The sequence below is a fragment of the Paenibacillus jilunlii genome (assembly GCF_900102965.1).
GTDB lineage: Bacteria > Bacillota > Bacilli > Paenibacillales > Paenibacillaceae > Paenibacillus_AQ > Paenibacillus_AQ jilunlii.
The window spans coordinates 1-15,309 of the sequence record NZ_FNGM01000003.1 but is presented as its reverse complement, the minus strand read 5'-3'; the positions used below and the strand labels follow the sequence as shown (position 1 = coordinate 15,309).

12 protein-coding genes are annotated in these 15,309 nt (G+C 51.8%); all 12 read right to left on the bottom strand.

Annotated elements, in window-relative coordinates:
• Positions 1–15 precede the first annotated feature (15 nt).
• The 12 genes from BLQ82_RS07185 to BLQ82_RS07130 all read right to left on the bottom strand — a co-directional run bounded on the left by BLQ82_RS07185 (position 16) and on the right by BLQ82_RS07130 (position 14,915).
• Positions 16–615 carry a DUF1349 domain-containing protein gene (locus tag BLQ82_RS07185; RefSeq protein ID WP_062528532.1) on the bottom strand — a complete coding sequence of 200 codons (600 nt, stop codon included), beginning with the start codon at positions 613–615 and terminating at the stop codon, positions 16–18.
• The gene (locus BLQ82_RS07180; protein WP_062528533.1) at positions 615–1,814 is read right to left on the bottom strand and encodes an MFS transporter; all 1,200 of its coding nucleotides are present in this window, start codon (positions 1,812–1,814) and stop codon (positions 615–617) included. Before BLQ82_RS07180 ends, BLQ82_RS07185 begins: the two co-directional genes overlap by 1 nt.
• A gap of 13 nt (positions 1,815–1,827) precedes the next feature.
• Positions 1,828–2,856, bottom strand: coding sequence for an ROK family protein (locus BLQ82_RS07175; RefSeq protein ID WP_062528534.1), 1,029 nt, complete (start codon positions 2,854–2,856; stop codon positions 1,828–1,830).
• A 140-nt stretch (positions 2,857–2,996) separates the two neighbouring features.
• The gene (locus tag BLQ82_RS07170; RefSeq protein WP_062528535.1) at positions 2,997–5,303 is read right to left on the bottom strand and encodes a thiamine pyrophosphate-dependent enzyme; all 2,307 of its coding nucleotides are present in this window, start codon (positions 5,301–5,303) and stop codon (positions 2,997–2,999) included.
• 26 nt (positions 5,304–5,329) lie between these two features.
• On the bottom strand, positions 5,330–6,340 hold the full coding sequence (locus BLQ82_RS07165) for a 2-oxoacid:acceptor oxidoreductase family protein (protein WP_425281073.1): 1,011 nt from the start codon (positions 6,338–6,340) through the stop codon (positions 5,330–5,332).
• Positions 6,341–6,756: 416 nt separating this feature from the next.
• Positions 6,757–7,989 (bottom strand): family 8 glycosyl hydrolase, encoded by a 1,233-nt coding sequence (locus tag BLQ82_RS07160; RefSeq protein ID WP_244280719.1) that lies wholly within the window; start codon positions 7,987–7,989, stop codon positions 6,757–6,759.
• A gap of 412 nt (positions 7,990–8,401) precedes the next feature.
• On the bottom strand, positions 8,402–9,874 hold the full coding sequence (locus tag BLQ82_RS07155; RefSeq protein WP_074647998.1) for a nicotinate phosphoribosyltransferase: 1,473 nt from the start codon (positions 9,872–9,874) through the stop codon (positions 8,402–8,404).
• 15 nt (positions 9,875–9,889) lie between these two features.
• Positions 9,890–10,432, bottom strand: coding sequence for a cysteine hydrolase family protein (locus BLQ82_RS07150; RefSeq protein ID WP_062528538.1), 543 nt, complete (start codon positions 10,430–10,432; stop codon positions 9,890–9,892).
• Between the two features lie 12 nt (positions 10,433–10,444).
• A complete protein-coding gene (locus tag BLQ82_RS07145; protein WP_425281074.1) occupies positions 10,445–11,215 on the bottom strand; it encodes an NUDIX domain-containing protein in 771 nt (256 codons plus the stop codon).
• Positions 11,216–11,266: 51 nt separating this feature from the next.
• The gene (locus BLQ82_RS07140; protein WP_425281140.1) at positions 11,267–11,683 is read right to left on the bottom strand and encodes a YlbF/YmcA family competence regulator; all 417 of its coding nucleotides are present in this window, start codon (positions 11,681–11,683) and stop codon (positions 11,267–11,269) included.
• A 60-nt stretch (positions 11,684–11,743) separates the two neighbouring features.
• Positions 11,744–13,351, bottom strand: coding sequence for a tRNA (N6-isopentenyl adenosine(37)-C2)-methylthiotransferase MiaB (gene miaB, locus BLQ82_RS07135; protein WP_062528592.1), 1,608 nt, complete (start codon positions 13,349–13,351; stop codon positions 11,744–11,746).
• A 469-nt stretch (positions 13,352–13,820) separates the two neighbouring features.
• Complete coding sequence (locus BLQ82_RS07130; RefSeq protein ID WP_062528541.1) at positions 13,821–14,915, bottom strand: NADH:flavin oxidoreductase; 1,095 nt, start codon at positions 14,913–14,915, stop codon at positions 13,821–13,823.
• Between the last annotated feature and the right edge of the window lie 394 nt (positions 14,916–15,309).

Here is a 15,309-nt window from a genome sequence, read left to right as displayed (position 1 = left end):
ATACGCCGGACAAGCTCAGACCATTGGAGGATCAACATGGATGTCCTTATCAGGTGCCGTATTTACCCAGCGTGTGAACGTGACCTGCAGTCCGGCACGGGTAGGTGCGCAGACGAACGGACCTGCCTTTTTCCCTGTCTCATACGGAAACCGCGCCACCCGGATCGTACGCCATGGATGATTCTCCGTTCTGGCTCTGATCACCACTGCATCATTCAACCGGGAAGCCCGGATGGTGACCACCCCGCCCGACCATTCCGGTACAGGTGACAGCGACCAGTCGGAATATCCGTCTGTTACCACTGCACCGATATGCGGTACACCGTCATTCAGCTCAATACCGGCTTTGATCCATTCCGTGCTGCTATGCCACAGCATAATCCCCGCCTGGTCATACAGCTCTGTGAACCCCTGCAGCGAAAAGCTAACCTCCACTGCGTCACTGTCCTCCCAGGATGCCAGCAGTGCGTGCCCGTTGTCATGCTGGAAGCCGTACATCGTTTGTTCCCAATAATCGCTGCCTTCCGCCGCTTCTACAATGAAGGCTCCATCCCGAACCTTTGCGGAGACCGGCTCATTGCTCCAGACTCCACTTTGCCAATCCACAGTTTTCATCACATGGACACCTCTTCTTTCCGCTTCTTCATTACCGCGTTAATTTTCTCAGAGCTTATCAGCATTACAATTATATATCCCACCAGCATATACGGAAGAATCATAAACGAGCTGCGCGCAGCAATCCATCCTAGCATAGGAGGCAGAAAAGCACCTCCGGTATAGGCCATAGCCATCTGATAGCCCATGATTTTCTGGGAATGCTCTTTGCCGAAGCGGGCGGGCGTCTCATGCAGCATACACGGAAAGATGGGGGCAGAGCCAAGGCCTACAAGAATAAACCCGAATAAAGAGAATATAGCCGGCAGCGGCAGGACCAGCAGCAGCGCCCCCAATAGAGAGACTAATATGCCGGTACGGATCAGCTGGCGGTTATTAAAACGGAAGGTGACAAAACCGGTGACAAATCGCCCTAAGGTAATCCCCCCGTAATAGAGCGATACCCAGCCGGCAGCGGTTGCCGCAGACAGCTCTTTTACATTGACCAGAAAGCTGCTGCCCCAGAGCCCAAGCGTTGCCTCTACCCCGCAATAAAAAAGAAAGGTAGTCAAGGCCAGCTTCACGCCCTTCATACGCAGCACCCCTGTCCCCGGAACCTGCGGCGAAATAATCTCCTGCTGAATTTGCCCGTCCGGCGCCTGATCTGCAGGTTCGGCCCGCTTCCAGAGCGGCAGCGCAATGAACAACAGTACAACCAGAGCGAACTGAATCAGACTGACTGTCAAAAAACCGTGCCGCCAGGATTCACCTGCAGCAATATAACGTGACATAATTATCGGGCCCAGCATAGCGCCTACCCCCCAGAAGCAGTGAAGCCAGCTCATATGGTGGGCTTTGTAGTGAGTAGCCACATAGTTGTTCAACCCGGCATCAATAGAGCCTGCACCGAGTCCGAGCGGAAAGCTGAGCACGGCCAGCCAGAGAATCGAAGGCGAATATGAAAAGCCCAGCAAAGCAACTGCCGTAACGGCAACGCTGATAAAAGTAACCTTCCCCGTCCCCAGCTTATTCAGCACCGCACTGCTAGCCAGGCTGGAGACGATTGTACCTGCAACCACAATCATGGAGAGCAGCCCCGCCGCATCCACCGGTGCCCCGAAATCAGGGCGCATCATCGGCCAGGCCGCTCCAATCATGGAATCCGGCAACCCAAGGCTGATAAAAGCCAAATAAATAATAATCAGAAAAACCGTAGCCATAAATGTCTACCACCTATGCTTCAAATTTGGTCAATTGCAGCCCCGTTTCCAGGGTTGCGAGCGTTGAAACAATCATGCCATCCAAATAATCCGCGGCAAAATCCGTGCTTAGCACAATCTGCGGAGCCGCACCGGGCGGCAGCAGCCCCGCACATTGCTCCTTAATGCCGCTAAGATGGTCCACTTGCAAAAAGCTGCCGTACAGCACAACAGCGTCCGGGTTCAGCACGCTGCTGACTGTAGCCGTCAGTCTGGCGATTGCTTCCATCATCCCCGCTGGTGAAGACTGCCACTCGCTGCCGCTCCAGGAAATACCCAAAGGGATATTGGCTACCTCACCGGCAAAACCGCTTCTCCCTCTATGAAGCTTGCCGTTAATAATAATCCCGGCCCCTGGAGGAAAACGGTCAGGAAAATATAAATACACCGCCGAAGCCGCCGCTGCCCTCCCCGTTCGGCTATAGTAGCCAATCGCTGCCGCATTCACATCATTTTCGATAATGACCCGCTTCCGGCAGCGTTCCCTGAAATGCTCCGCCACAGGAATACCGCGCAGGGCCTCATAATCAGATAACACCAGCCTCCCCCCCGCTTCTGCGCCGGGCAATCCGAAGCCGATCGCCTGTATAGCAGGATACCGGTTAAGCAATTCATCAATAATGACTTCGAAGCAGACCAAATCCACCTGCTCTACAGGCCGGTTAGCTTCATACAGACAGCGCCCAAATAGGGTAACCACCGTACAGTGGATACAGATGCCCCCGCCCTCTTCAAAAGGGAACAGGATCAGCGCCAAAGCATGCTCATCATTGTATATGTATTGCTGGGCAGGTCTTCCCCCGCTGGATGAAATCTGCCCCGCCGCCAGCACCTCATTCTGCCGGACCAGCACCTCAAGCACCGAGCCGGCGGTAACAACGCTGAGTCCCGTGTCCTCGGCGATCTGCCGTTTGGTAGCCTGTTTGCGTTCCTTCAGGATGCGCCGCACCAGGTTGATATTCACTTCCTTGATCACCAGAGCATTGCCTCCGATGTTCTTCATCTGCTCTCACCTCATTTATTATATTACTTTATAAAAGCATTTTAATAAATGGTTTTTTTATTCCCTGAGGATATAAATAAGCCCGGCAGGTGAATCCTGCCAGGCATCATATTTATAAATAAGTGCAGATATTATAAGTCCTACAAATCCGGATGCTCGTGTTTGGCTTTGAGACGGGTCCAGCGGCGCTGTACTTCACTTTCGAAAGCACGCAGTGCAGGTTCGTTCTCCGGCTTGAGCAGATGGCGGGTTTTGCCCATCGTTTTCAGCCATGCAGAAACTTCTACACGTTTGTCCTTGTCTTCAGGGTTGTACGTAATCGTTGTCGTCCCCTGCTCTACTTCATACAGCGGGAAGAAACAGGATTCTACCGCCAGCGATACAATATCCGTACCGTCTTTGTCTTCGCTCATCCAGTTAAGCGGGCATGCAATGAGAATCTTGCCGTAGACCAGTCCTTCATTTTGGGCATACCACTGGGCTTTGGCGGCCTTTTTGAGCAAATCCTGCGGATAAGCCTCACAGCCGGTGAACACGTAAGGGATATTGGTCGCGGCCATGATCTGCGCCGTATCCTTATGCTGGGTGACCTTACCCTGCTGTGTTTTGCCGATGCTTGAGGTTGAAGTACGGTGGCCGAGCGGTGTGGAGTATGACTGCTGAGCCCCTGTATTCATATATCCTTCGTTGTCGTACTCTACAATAATCATCTTGTGGCCGCGCAGTGCTGCGCCGATGGCCGGGCCCATACCAATATCCATTCCGCCGTCACCAGTAACCATGACAAAGGTAAAGTCTTCCTTCAGGCCAAGTCCATCCAGTTCACCGCGGCGTTTGCGTTCCCAGAACATTTCCACGACACCGGACAGCGTAGCTGCACCGTTCTGGAACAGGTTATGGATGAACGTCGATTTATGTGCCGAATAAGGGTAGCCGGTAGTCGTAACCATCGCGCAGCCAGTGTGGTACAGGGCCACAATATCCCCTTCGATACCCTTGAAGAAGAGCTCCAGGCCGGAAAAAATACCGCAGCCAGGACATGCGCCATGTCCCGGGGACAAGCGTCTCGGTTTCTTCATCAGGCTGCGGACGGGCGGAACCTTCACACTAAGCTTGCCGGTCTCTTCATTCTGCTTCACGGTGATGAGACCTGTCTTGAGGGATTCAAAATCCATCGGCTTCAGCAGACGCTTAGGCGCATTCTCCGGCGTTCCCGGATTGTGGCCGTAGTAATCAAACGGAATGTCCACCCGGTCAGCAGCTACAGCATCCATTGCCAATTGGAAGAAATGATGTCCGTCTTCGGCGTAGAAGTCTTTGCCGCCCAGGCCATAAATACGGCTGATTACCTTAGTAGTGGTATTGCCATATGTGAACAGCGCTGCCTTGATTTCGTTGACCATATTGCCGCCGTGTCCGCCGACCGAATCCGCACGGTCCCCAACCGTAATAGCCTTCACATTCTTCAGCGCTTCAGCAATTTGCTTCTGCGGGAATGGACGGATCATGTTCGGGGAGATGGCACCGGCTTTGATTCCTTGCAGGCGGAGCTGGTCGACCACATCCTTGATGATCTCCGATGCGGAGTTCATCAGGAACACGGCAACATCGGCGTCCTCCATCCGGTACTGCTCGATCATCGGATAGTGGCGTCCGGTCAGCTCGGCAAACTCTTGGGCAATCTCTTCGAATACTTCCCCGGCATTGTACATGGCAACGGATTGCTGGTAACGGTTATTGATATAATCAGGTTCGTTCATGTACGGGCCAACGGTTACCGGATTATTGCGGTCCAGTGTATCTGTAAAGCCTGCAGGGGGCTGCTCGCCTACGAACTTATGAACATCTTCACGGTGGGCAAAAGCCTGGACACGGCGTTTTTGGTGGGACGTGAAGTAGCCGTCGGAAGCGACCATGACCGGAAGGCGGACCTTCGCGTGCTCAGCCAGCTTCAGGGCCATCAGGTTCATGTCGTAGACAGACTGCGGGTCCCGGCACATCAGAATCGGCCAGCCGGTATTCAGGGCAAAATATAAGTCAGAGTGGTCGCCGTGTATGTTGAGCGGACCTGAGATCGAGCGGCAGATCAGGTTCATGACCATAGGCATACGCGTACCTGCTTGTACAGGCATTTGCTCCAGCATGAACATATAGCCCTGGGCGCTGGTTGCGTTGAACACACGTCCGCCCGCAGTCGATGCGCCGTAACAGATTCCCGCGGAGCTATGCTCACCATCCGAAGGAACAAGCATGATGTCATGCTGTCCGCTGGCTTTCATGGTGTCCAGGAACTGGGCAACCTCAGTGGATGGCGAGATGGGGAAATAACCCATCACATGATAGTTGATCTGATGGGCGGCATAAGCAGCCATTTCGTTGCCGGATTCATATAGGAATTTCTGCTCCACTTTGGCAGAGCCTACTTCTTTTTCATAATCGATAGCCATTATTCATTCCACCTTTCTTCCGAATATTAAGCCTGGGTTACCAGATTAAATTGATGGTGCACCGTGTGGCTGTCCGCATATCCTTCCTTCTCACGCTGGCTTGACAGCGCCGAGGTTGGGCATGCGCCCACACATTTCAGGCAGCCCTTGCAATATTGATAATCGATGCCTGTCAGGAACATTTGCGAACGGCCCTTGCGGTCAATCCGTTCTTCCCATACAAAGCACTGATCCGGACATACAGTATCGCACTGGGCGCAGTGAATGCAAGCTTCGTTATCATACGCCGGGAGCATACCGGAGCGAGAAATGCTGAGATTCTTCAGGAAGGTGCTGCCCGGATTAATAATCGAGCCGCCGATCGGCTGAGTCTCATAACCCAGAATGCCAATATCGGAACGGACATATTCAGGCATGCTGTCACCGGCAGCCAGCTCAAACTGCATAAATTCCACTTCATTATAGCCGCGCTCAAACGTCGAAATGGCCGACTGGACGGCCTGCGGATATTTTTTGCCGAGGGACTTCTCAATAACGCCCTTCATGATTTCGGTATCAAGAAATGGACAGAGCCGGAACAATGCGCCCAGCATCGCCATATTTACACGATTCTTCTCTTTCAGGGCAATGCTGGTTGCATCGATCACGGCAATGGTTCCGGCCTTCATCTTCAGCAGCTCTTTCAGCTCCCCGGGCGACTTGGCCGAATTCACCAGCACAGTGCTGTGCTCAAGGATACCGCTGGTCACGTTGACTGTCTTAGCCAACGCTTCATGGAACACGCCCACAACATGGGGACGTTCTACCGGCGAGGTATCGCGGATATGCGTGTTCAGATCACAGAAACGGATATGCGCCTTAACCGCAGACCCCTTCTTCTCCGAGCCGTAAGACGAGAAACTGACACCGTTCAGCCCTGCACCGACCACTCCCGCTTCCGCGAGCATCTTGCCCGCCAGGTTCGCACCCAAGCCTCCAATAGATTCCAGACGAATCTCGAAAAATCCAAGATCGTTAACGATTGGTAATTGTACCACCGACATATCCCCTTTCTAAGTGTCAAGTAGAATAACATCCTTATGACTTTTTCAACGATTGTAACTTGATTTCGCAGGCCGCGAAGTGACAAATCTTGCATTTTCCACGCTTGGGGAATCACAATAATTTATGGATTTCAATCGATTTCTTTATACGCGACAGCGCTGCGTTACTTTAATAGAAGATAATCTTCCATAAAAACGACAAAGAGTGAACATTGTGTGTCGATCTGGAATTTCCCAAGTCAAAGGTGGAACAAATGTCACCCTTAATTTAGCAATAAAATTAAAAATTAAGATGTTAAATTTGTCACATAAAACATGATAAATATCACAGGCTTGAAACATGTCCGCCCAACTTCAAAAAAGCCCATCCGCTGGATGGGCCTGTGATTCATCGCCAACTCTTCATCGAATTAGTAAGTCCACCAGTTACCGGACATTACGATCATCGAGAACAGCTTGATGCTGTCTTCATAATAGTCTTCCGCTGCACTGCCGGAGGTATGGCTCCAGAGTGAATTCAGCCAAGCCTGATTGGATGCGGAAGTCATTGCACTGACGCCAAAAGGAGCGTAAAAAGCGCCGCTGTTGTAGCTTCCGAATGTTGAGCCATTCAGCTTGTAGCCGTCCTTGATACTGCCCGGAGCGCTGTTGACTTTCGATTGGATCCAGCTGTTCATCTGGTTCAACTGGTTCAAGGCTCTGTTATCTCCGGTTAGCAGGTAATCCGTTGTAATGCGCCAAGGCGTCCGGCAGGAGTTATAGTTGTAATTTCCGTCATTTGGGTCTTCCAGGAAGTTAGCTGCCGCCGGTTTGTAGACGCCCCCCGAATACACGACAAAGTCAGGCAGCAGTCCGGTGCTGGAGCTGTATCCGCTGTAGAGGCTGTTAATAAGGGTGTAGGTTTTGTCCGTTACGTTCTGCCAGCGGGAATCTCCCGTCGCCGCCTGGAAGGCTTTGAGATGATTCAGCATGAAGTCCGAAGGGCGTGTAGCCGTATTATACGCGCCGCTGTTAGCCCAATCCCCGAGCCGGATCGTCCACTGGCTCTGGTTAATTTCGTTATCCATAATGGCGTTAATGATATTATTGGCTGCCTGCAGATAGTTGACCGTACCGCTGCTTCCCCATTGTTTGTCGGCCAGAAGGAGCGAGAAAGCGATGTCCATGTCTCCGTCGGTCGCGGAATCCTCGCCTTCAATGTTCTGAAAGCTGCTGTTTTGCTTCCAGGACATTAGATAAGGGTTAATGGAGCTGGGATGCGCAATGTAATAGTTATATAAACCGTTGTAATACGTCTGGGCGTTGCTGTCGTAGCCGGCCATCAGCACCGTGAACAGCATGCCATAGCCATGAGCTTCCGATACCGTTTCCCCGGCCGAGTTATATTTGACATAATATTTGCCGGTGCCGGCAGGCTTGAGATATGCCGCTTTCCATGCATCCCATTTGGTCTTCACGGCATTGTCCATCGCCGTTTGAGACACATTATTCGGTTTGATCGTCCCGCTGGTATACGTGGTATGCTGGGGAAAAGGTTTGTTCACCGCTGCAAAAGCTGAGCCCGCAGGGAGGATAAAGATAGCCAGACATAACAATACGAAAGATTTCCAGTGCCACATACGCTTCCCTTGATTTTTCATCATCAATCACTCCTCAAAGTTTTGTAGACATCGGCTTCAAAAAGCTTTGTGCAAAACTCGCCTTGGAAGCATACCCTTGTTAGTAACATTTCGGATAATCGGTAATGCAGTCTGGTTCCTCACCTCCCCGGCAGCATCAGCTTGGCGGCTTACGGCCCACAAAAGTTAAAGCGCTTTAACTTTTGTGGTAAAAAAACAAATAGTCCCTCACGGCAATGAAATTGTAAATAAGTACATAATTAATATATTATTCCAATCTATCAGTGTCAATAACTTTATTGTCCTACGAGAGAAATTCCCGGTTCATTCTATAGATAGCGGCGCTGCCGGTAACCGTGTGTTTACGTTGCAAAAAGGCTGTCCCTATATAGAAATTCTACTACAGTGACAGCCCTCATGTCCCAGCTAGCTTAGATTAGATTTCAGAGTTCAGCTCATCGTTCAGATCCGGCATCATATGCTCGGCAATCAGCTGCTGCTTCCGGGTCCAAACCAGCTCGCTCAGATTAACACGGTACACTTCGGGATTCAGCTTGCGCAAATACTCCGGCCAGAACAAATCAATCTGCTCCTGATGATAACGGCGGATTTCATCGAGAACCGGCAGCTTGTAGACCTGGAACCCGTTCACAAAAATCGGCTCCAGCATGGATACCGCCTCGTATTTCTCCACATATTTCTGCAGATACGGATGCAGTGGATTGAACAGCTTCAAACGGGCGCCGCTGCGCGGTTCCTGCTCATCAGGGAAGCTGATATAGTCGGCCAAGGCCTTGCCTTTGGGACCGACGATCCGGAAGACTTCCTTTTTGCCGGGTGTAGATACCTTCTCCGGGTTGGAGGATATCTTGATTGTCGGCACCATTTCACCGGTAGGCGATTCTATTTCGACAAGCTTGTACACACCGCCCAAGGAAGGCTGGTCTGAGGCAGTGATGAGCTGTGTACCCACACCCCATGTGTCAATTGCCGCTCCTTGTGACTTCAGGTTCATGATTGTATTTTCATCCAGATCATTGGAGGCTACGATCTTCACATAGTCCAAACCTGCCTCATCCAGCATTTTGCGCGCCTGAATGGATAAATAAGCCAAGTCGCCGCTGTCCAGCCGGATTCCGTTCATCCGCTTGCCCGCCGCTTCCAGCTTCTTCGCAGTATTAATCGCATGCGGCACACCGCTGCGGAGAGTATCGAAGGTATCCACCAGCAGGGTAACGCCATCCGGCATCACCTTGGCATACGCATCGAAGGCCTCCTGCTCGCTGGCAAAGCTCTGCACCCAGGAATGGGCATGGGTTCCCTTGGTGGGAATGCCGAATTTCTTACCGGCCAGCATGTTCGAGGTGGCATGAAAGCCGCCGACATAAGCCGCGCGGGCGCCCCAGACAGCCGCATCTGCTTCCTGCGCGCGCCGGGTGCCGAACTCAAGCAGCGTATCCTTCGGAGCCACCTGCTTAATCCGGGATGCCTTGGTGGCGATCAGGGTCTGGTAGTTCATGAAGTTCAGGATTGCTGTCTCCACCAGCTGCGCCTCCATGATGGTGCCCTCGACCCGGACCAGCGGTTCATCCGGGAAAACCAGCGCCCCCTCTTTCATGGAATAGATACTGCCCTGGAAATGGAACTGCAGCAGTTCTTCCAGAAAAGCAGGCGCATAGTTCTCTTCCTGCTCCGACAGGTAGCGGATATCCTCTTCTGTAAACCGCAGCTCAGAGATATATTGGGTGATACGCTCCAGCCCGGCGAATACGGCAAAGCCGTTGCCGAACGGAAGCTTGCGGAAATAGGCTTCGAACACCGCTCTCCGCTTATGGCTTCCATTCATCCAGTGGGCGTACATCATATTGATCTGATATTTGTCTGTATGTAGAGCAAGTTCTCTCCTCAAATCCTCATCTCCTAGCTATTCTTCTCTCACTACCGTCGCTCCGAGACTTCCGCTGAAATGTCCCAGCGCCCAGAGATGCCCTTCCGGATTGAAGCTGGCTACGGCATCCTTGTGAACGACAATGCTGAAGCCCTTGTTATAGGCATCCACTGCCGTATGCAGGACACAGATATCCGTGCAGACTCCGGTCAGGTGCAGTTCAGTAATGCCCCGTTCACGCAGCTTAAGTTCCAGATCTGTGCCGCAGAAGGCACTGTAGCGCGTTTTGTCCATCCAACAGATGGATTTACGGTTCTGTTCGTAAATGTCTTTGAGGCTGCCGTATAGCTCGCGGCCTGCAGTGCCCCGCAGATTATGGGGCGGAAACAGCTTGGCCTCCGGATGGTAAGGATCATTCTCCTCATGCAGATCCACCGCCATCACAACATAGTCGCCGCTGTCAACGAACGCCTGTGTCAGTTCACTGATCCGTGGTGCGATATCAATACCGGGCTGTCCCACCGGCAGGCTGCCGTCCACAAAATCATTGGTGAAGTCAATTACGATCAAGGCTCTCATTCCGGTTACCTCCTAAGTATAGATGGATAACAATGGCTCATGATCCGTGAACATATAGAGCTGTGCCGGACGCTGTGAGTACTGGTTGGAGCTGACCGGATTGCCGGCTTCATCACGTACTTCTTTTAATATACCCTGCCGGCTGCGGGTTGAAGTGATTTTGCGGATAAAATTAGGCTCCTTAAATTCAGGCACGACAGTCTGGATCACCTGATACAGCTCGCTGAGCGTGAAGTGGTGCGGCAGAAACTGCCGGGCAATCGTCGTCTGCAGCATCTGCTGCTGAATCCGCAAGTAGGCATCGGTAATAATGTCATGGTGGTCAAAAGCGAGCTCAAGCTCCTCAAGCGCTTCTTGCAGCGTGAACAGCCCCACCTCACCCGCATCATCGGACGCTTGTCTGTGTTCGAGCATCCACTCCTCCACCAGCGCAAAGAATGCATGGCTGATAATCCACCCGCGCGGATCGCGTCCGGGCGTACTGTAGACACCGAGGTATTCCAGATGACCGCCGTCCACACCTGTTTCTTCCTTCAGCTCACGGGTTGCGGCATCGTAGATGGATTCATCTTCCTGGCAAAAGCCCCCCGGCAGCGCCCACATCCCGGCACACGGCCATTTTTTGCGTTTGACCAGCATCACCTTCAGTTCGCGCAGCGGAAGTGTCTTGGTGACGGTCTTCCGCTCGCGTTTGGTCAGCGTAAACATGACTATATCGGCCGGAACCCCATCCGGTGTGCGGTATTTTTTGACGTTATAGGTTTGTTCTCCGTTCTCGCTCACAATGAATCATCCTTTGCCGCTGCTTATTTAATAAGTGATTGCATCCTTGATTTAATCGCCACAGGTTGAAGGAGGAGCTTCCGTACCCGCTTCTACATTGATTTTCTCGGAGACGGTGTCCCGGATCACAGAGATCACCAGCTGCAGCAGATAGTTGATATCGCTCTGACTCTGCTGGAACTCATTCACGACCGGTATCCCGTCGATTTCATCCTGCAGCACTTCAATTTCACGTTCGATTTTGGCGACCATTTCCTTGTTCTTGAAGCTTTCGAACGCCACAATCTCTTTCTGCTTCTTCTTGATGGCTGCAATGAGGCTCTGCACCCGCTCATGATTCTGTATCTTAAGTTCAGCCTGCTGGAAGTGTTTCACTTCCTCGCTGGTGGAAATGAGTGAAGCAAGCTCCTTGGCTTTGCCCATAATATCCTCCCGCACAATCAGGTCACGGGTATTGTAGGTCTGCATGCCGTAATTGTTCAGACGCGGTTCTTCCTGGCTCACTGCTATCGCCCCATTCCTCTATGATTATAGAATTGACACGGCCTCCGCCACGCAATCCCCCTTGATGTACCATGTTTTCGTATCCGTAATTCTAACCTGCACAAAGGTACCGATCAGTTCCTTCGGCCCTTCAAAATGCACCAGCTTGTTGGCCCGGCTGCGGCCGGACAGCACATTTGAATTGTTTTTGCTCTCGCCTTCCACGAGCACCTCGACGATCTCGCCAAGCATCCGGTCATTGCTTACCCGGCTCTGCTCTTTAATCAGATCATTCAAGCGCTGCAGGCGTTCACTCTTCACCTCTGGCGGCACATTATCCTCCATCGAGGCTGCGGGCGTCCCTTCGCGCGGTGAATAAATGAAGGTATATGCCATATCATAGCCCACTTCGCGCACCAGCGACAATGTCTCTTCGAACTGCTCTTCGGTTTCGCCAGGGAACCCGACAATAATATCGGTAGTCAGCACGGCGTCCGGGACATTGGCCTTGATCTTCCGGACAAGCTCCAGATACGTCTCGCGGCTGTACTTACGGCTCATTTTCTTCAGCACGGCTGTGCTTCCCGACTGCACCGGCAGGTGGATATGCTCTGTCAGGTTGCCGCCTTTGCCGAGCACTTCAATCAATCTATCATCAAAATCACGGGGGTGCGAGGTCATGAAGCGGATACGGGGAATATCGATCTTCCGCATATCGTCCATCAGGTCCCCAAATGTATAGTCAATATCCGTAAAATCCTTGCCGTAGGCATTTACATTCTGCCCCAGCAGGGTGACCTCCTTGAAGCCCTGGCGGGCCAGCTCCCGCATCTCGGCAATGACGTCTTCAGGCCGGCGGCTGCGCTCCTTGCCCCGTGTGAACGGCACAATGCAGTACGTGCAGAACTTATCGCAGCCGTACATGATGTTCACCCAGGCACGCATCCCCTCCCGTTTCTTCGGCAGGTTCTCAATAATGTCGCCTTCCTTGGACCAGACTTCCACGACCAGCTCTTTGCTGAAATACGCTTCCTTGACCAGCTGCGGCAGGCGGTGAATATTGTGGGTGCCGAAGATCATATCCACGAAGCCGTGCTTGGACATAATCCGGTTGACCACGCCTTCCTCCTGGGACATGCAGCCGCAGACCCCAAGCAACAGGCCCGGCTTCTCCAGCTTCAGATTTTTGAGGTGGCCAAGCTCCCCGAACACCTTGTCTTCGGCATTCTCGCGGATGGCACAGGTGTTCAGCAGAATAATATCCGCCATGTTGCGGTCCTCGGTCCCCTGGTAGCCCATCTGCTCCAGAAGCCCCTTCATGGTCTCGGTATCATGCTCATTCATCTGGCAGCCGTAGGTGGCAATCGAGTAATAATGCTGCTTGTGGCGGTTGATCTCTCTGAACTCTTCCATAATCTTATTCGTTTCCGCATTGTCGAAATCAATAACCTCTATATCCTGCTTGCCCCGGCGCTTGCCTTCCTTGTAGTCCGGATTGGAGTTGATCTGAACCGTCCTGCCCTTGATCCGGTAGGTCGTTTTGCCCTCTACCTCACTGATGACTTTTGCATCAGAGAAATCAAAATACTTGGAGTAATCCTTCGAACCACCCTTGCCGGATTTTAAGTCCGGTGAGTTATTCCCCGTCGTCATGGTTTCACGTCCTTTATTCATGAAGCTCTGCAGCAGATGCAAGGCTAATTTTGTAATACTCAAGTAAAAATTATAGCATAAATCATCCATTCCGGTAATCGGTGGGTAGCAGACCCTCATATATGCTGAAATATAATTCCCCATTTCTTGCAGCCTTCTATGGTCCCGAAGTACACCCAAGTGGAAAAAGTCCTTTTATCCCTCCCCCTCCACTCCCCTGAGAAATGCTAATTGGAAAAAGTAGACTTAATTAGCCCCATTCGTCCCCTTTACGGTGAATTCACTTAAAATAACTCTACGATTTCCAACTAATCCCTTCTGCTGAGCGTTTCAGAGCTGATTGAATTTCACTAATTCCACTTTACTCCGCTGCTGCTCCCGAACTCTCTACCCGCCTTATAATAAAAAGCATCCTCTGCACGGCCAAAAAAACCGATTGCAGTGGATGCTGTAAACCTAACTATGCTTATTAATTAAGTGTTCTCGTCGACTCGGGAGTAAACGCAATAATTTCGTCTTTTCTGCCGCTCTGCACCTTGGCTGGCCATGCTGGATCACTAATGAGTGCTCTGCCAACAGCTACAAGATCGAACTCTGCCTTCTCCAGCTTCTCCATCAGCCGGTCCAGATTGTCTTCTTCATTTTGCTCTGTTACTGCGGAACCGAACTCACTGTTCAGCCCTACCGAACCCACGGTAATCGTGGGTTTGCCGGTGATTTTCTTCGTCCATCCGGCCAGATTCAGCTCGGAGCCTTCGAATTCCGGCAGCCAGAAACGGCGCGTGGAGCAGTGGAAAATATCCACACCTGCATTGCTTAGCGGAGTCAGGAACCGGGCCAGTTCATCCGGCGTCTGCGCCAGCTTGGCCGCATAGTCGCCGGCCTTCCACTGCGAGAAACGGAGAATAATCGGGAAATCCGGCCCTACCGCACGGCGGCAAGCGTCGATGATCTCAACGGCAAACGTTGTCCGTGCCTCCAAGTCGCCGCCGTACTCATCGGTGCGCTTGTTGGTTTTCTCCCAGAAAAATTGATCGATCAGATATCCATGCGCCCCGTGCAGCTCAATGCCGTCAAAGCCCACAGCCTTCGCATCCGCGGCCGCCTGCGCAAAAGCAGAGACAATCCCGCCGATTTCCTGCTTGGTCATCGGTTCCGTAATCTTCTCACCGGCCAGGTTCAGCCCGGAAGGACCGATCGGCAGCGCGTCCACATTCGGCAGCTCGCCAATAGTACGGGCCATGCCGACATGCCAGAGCTGGGGAACGATTTTGCCCCCTGCAGCATGAACCTCATCCACCACTTTTGCCCATCCCTTCAAAGAGGCTTCACCGTGGATATTCGGGATATTCTGGTGGCTGACGGCTGACGGATGATTGATTGCTGTCCCTTCCGTTACAATCAATCCCACTCCACCTTCGGCCCGGCGGCGGTAATAAGCAGCAACATCCTCACCCGGAACACCATTGGGCGAATACACACGGGTCATAGGGGCCATCACGATACGGTTGGCAAGGGTCAGGCTTCCTGCCTGAAAAGGGGCAAACAATTTATCGGTGTTCATATACAGCCTCCATTTCACAATATAATTACTTTAAGTAAGTATATTATGCCTTTTGCAGCGGTCAAAAGCAAATTAGTTATTCCATATTTATCCATAAAAAACCGACTGTGCCGTCTTTCCCTGGACAGTATGCCGTCTTGGATTTCCATCTGTATAAAGTGAACTTAAGAATCTAACCTGATGGTCTTGCCACACTTCTTATATTCTGCATATCTAGCGTTGTTTGGAGAACGCCCCCACAAACCCTACCGCAACCCCAAGTGGAAAAAGGGTGATTTAGTTGCCCTTGCACCCTATTTTGATATGCTCCCCATATAGTAGACAGGTGAAATAATAAAAACCTGTTACTGTATGGGGAGCATTTTTATGGAACAAAAGAAGTTTACAGCGTTCG

Coding starts and splice junctions, on each gene's coding strand:
- BLQ82_RS07130 (WP_062528541.1), bottom strand. CDS start 14,915: ATGAACACCGATAAATTGTTTGCCCCTTTTCAGGCAGGAAGCCTGACC.
- BLQ82_RS07140 (WP_425281140.1), bottom strand. CDS start 11,683: ATGCAGACCTACAATACCCGTGACCTGATTGTGCGGGAGGATATTATG.
- BLQ82_RS07175 (WP_062528534.1), bottom strand. CDS start 2,856: ATGAAGAACATCGGAGGCAATGCTCTGGTGATCAAGGAAGTGAATATC.
- BLQ82_RS07160 (WP_244280719.1), bottom strand. CDS start 7,989: ATGATGAAAAATCAAGGGAAGCGTATGTGGCACTGGAAATCTTTCGTA.
- miaB (WP_062528592.1), bottom strand. CDS start 13,351: ATGACGACGGGGAATAACTCACCGGACTTAAAATCCGGCAAGGGTGGT.
- BLQ82_RS07170 (WP_062528535.1), bottom strand. CDS start 5,303: ATGGCTATCGATTATGAAAAAGAAGTAGGCTCTGCCAAAGTGGAGCAG.
- BLQ82_RS07185 (WP_062528532.1), bottom strand. CDS start 615: ATGAAAACTGTGGATTGGCAAAGTGGAGTCTGGAGCAATGAGCCGGTC.
- BLQ82_RS07180 (WP_062528533.1), bottom strand. CDS start 1,814: ATGGCTACGGTTTTTCTGATTATTATTTATTTGGCTTTTATCAGCCTT.
- BLQ82_RS07150 (WP_062528538.1), bottom strand. CDS start 10,432: ATGAGAGCCTTGATCGTAATTGACTTCACCAATGATTTTGTGGACGGC.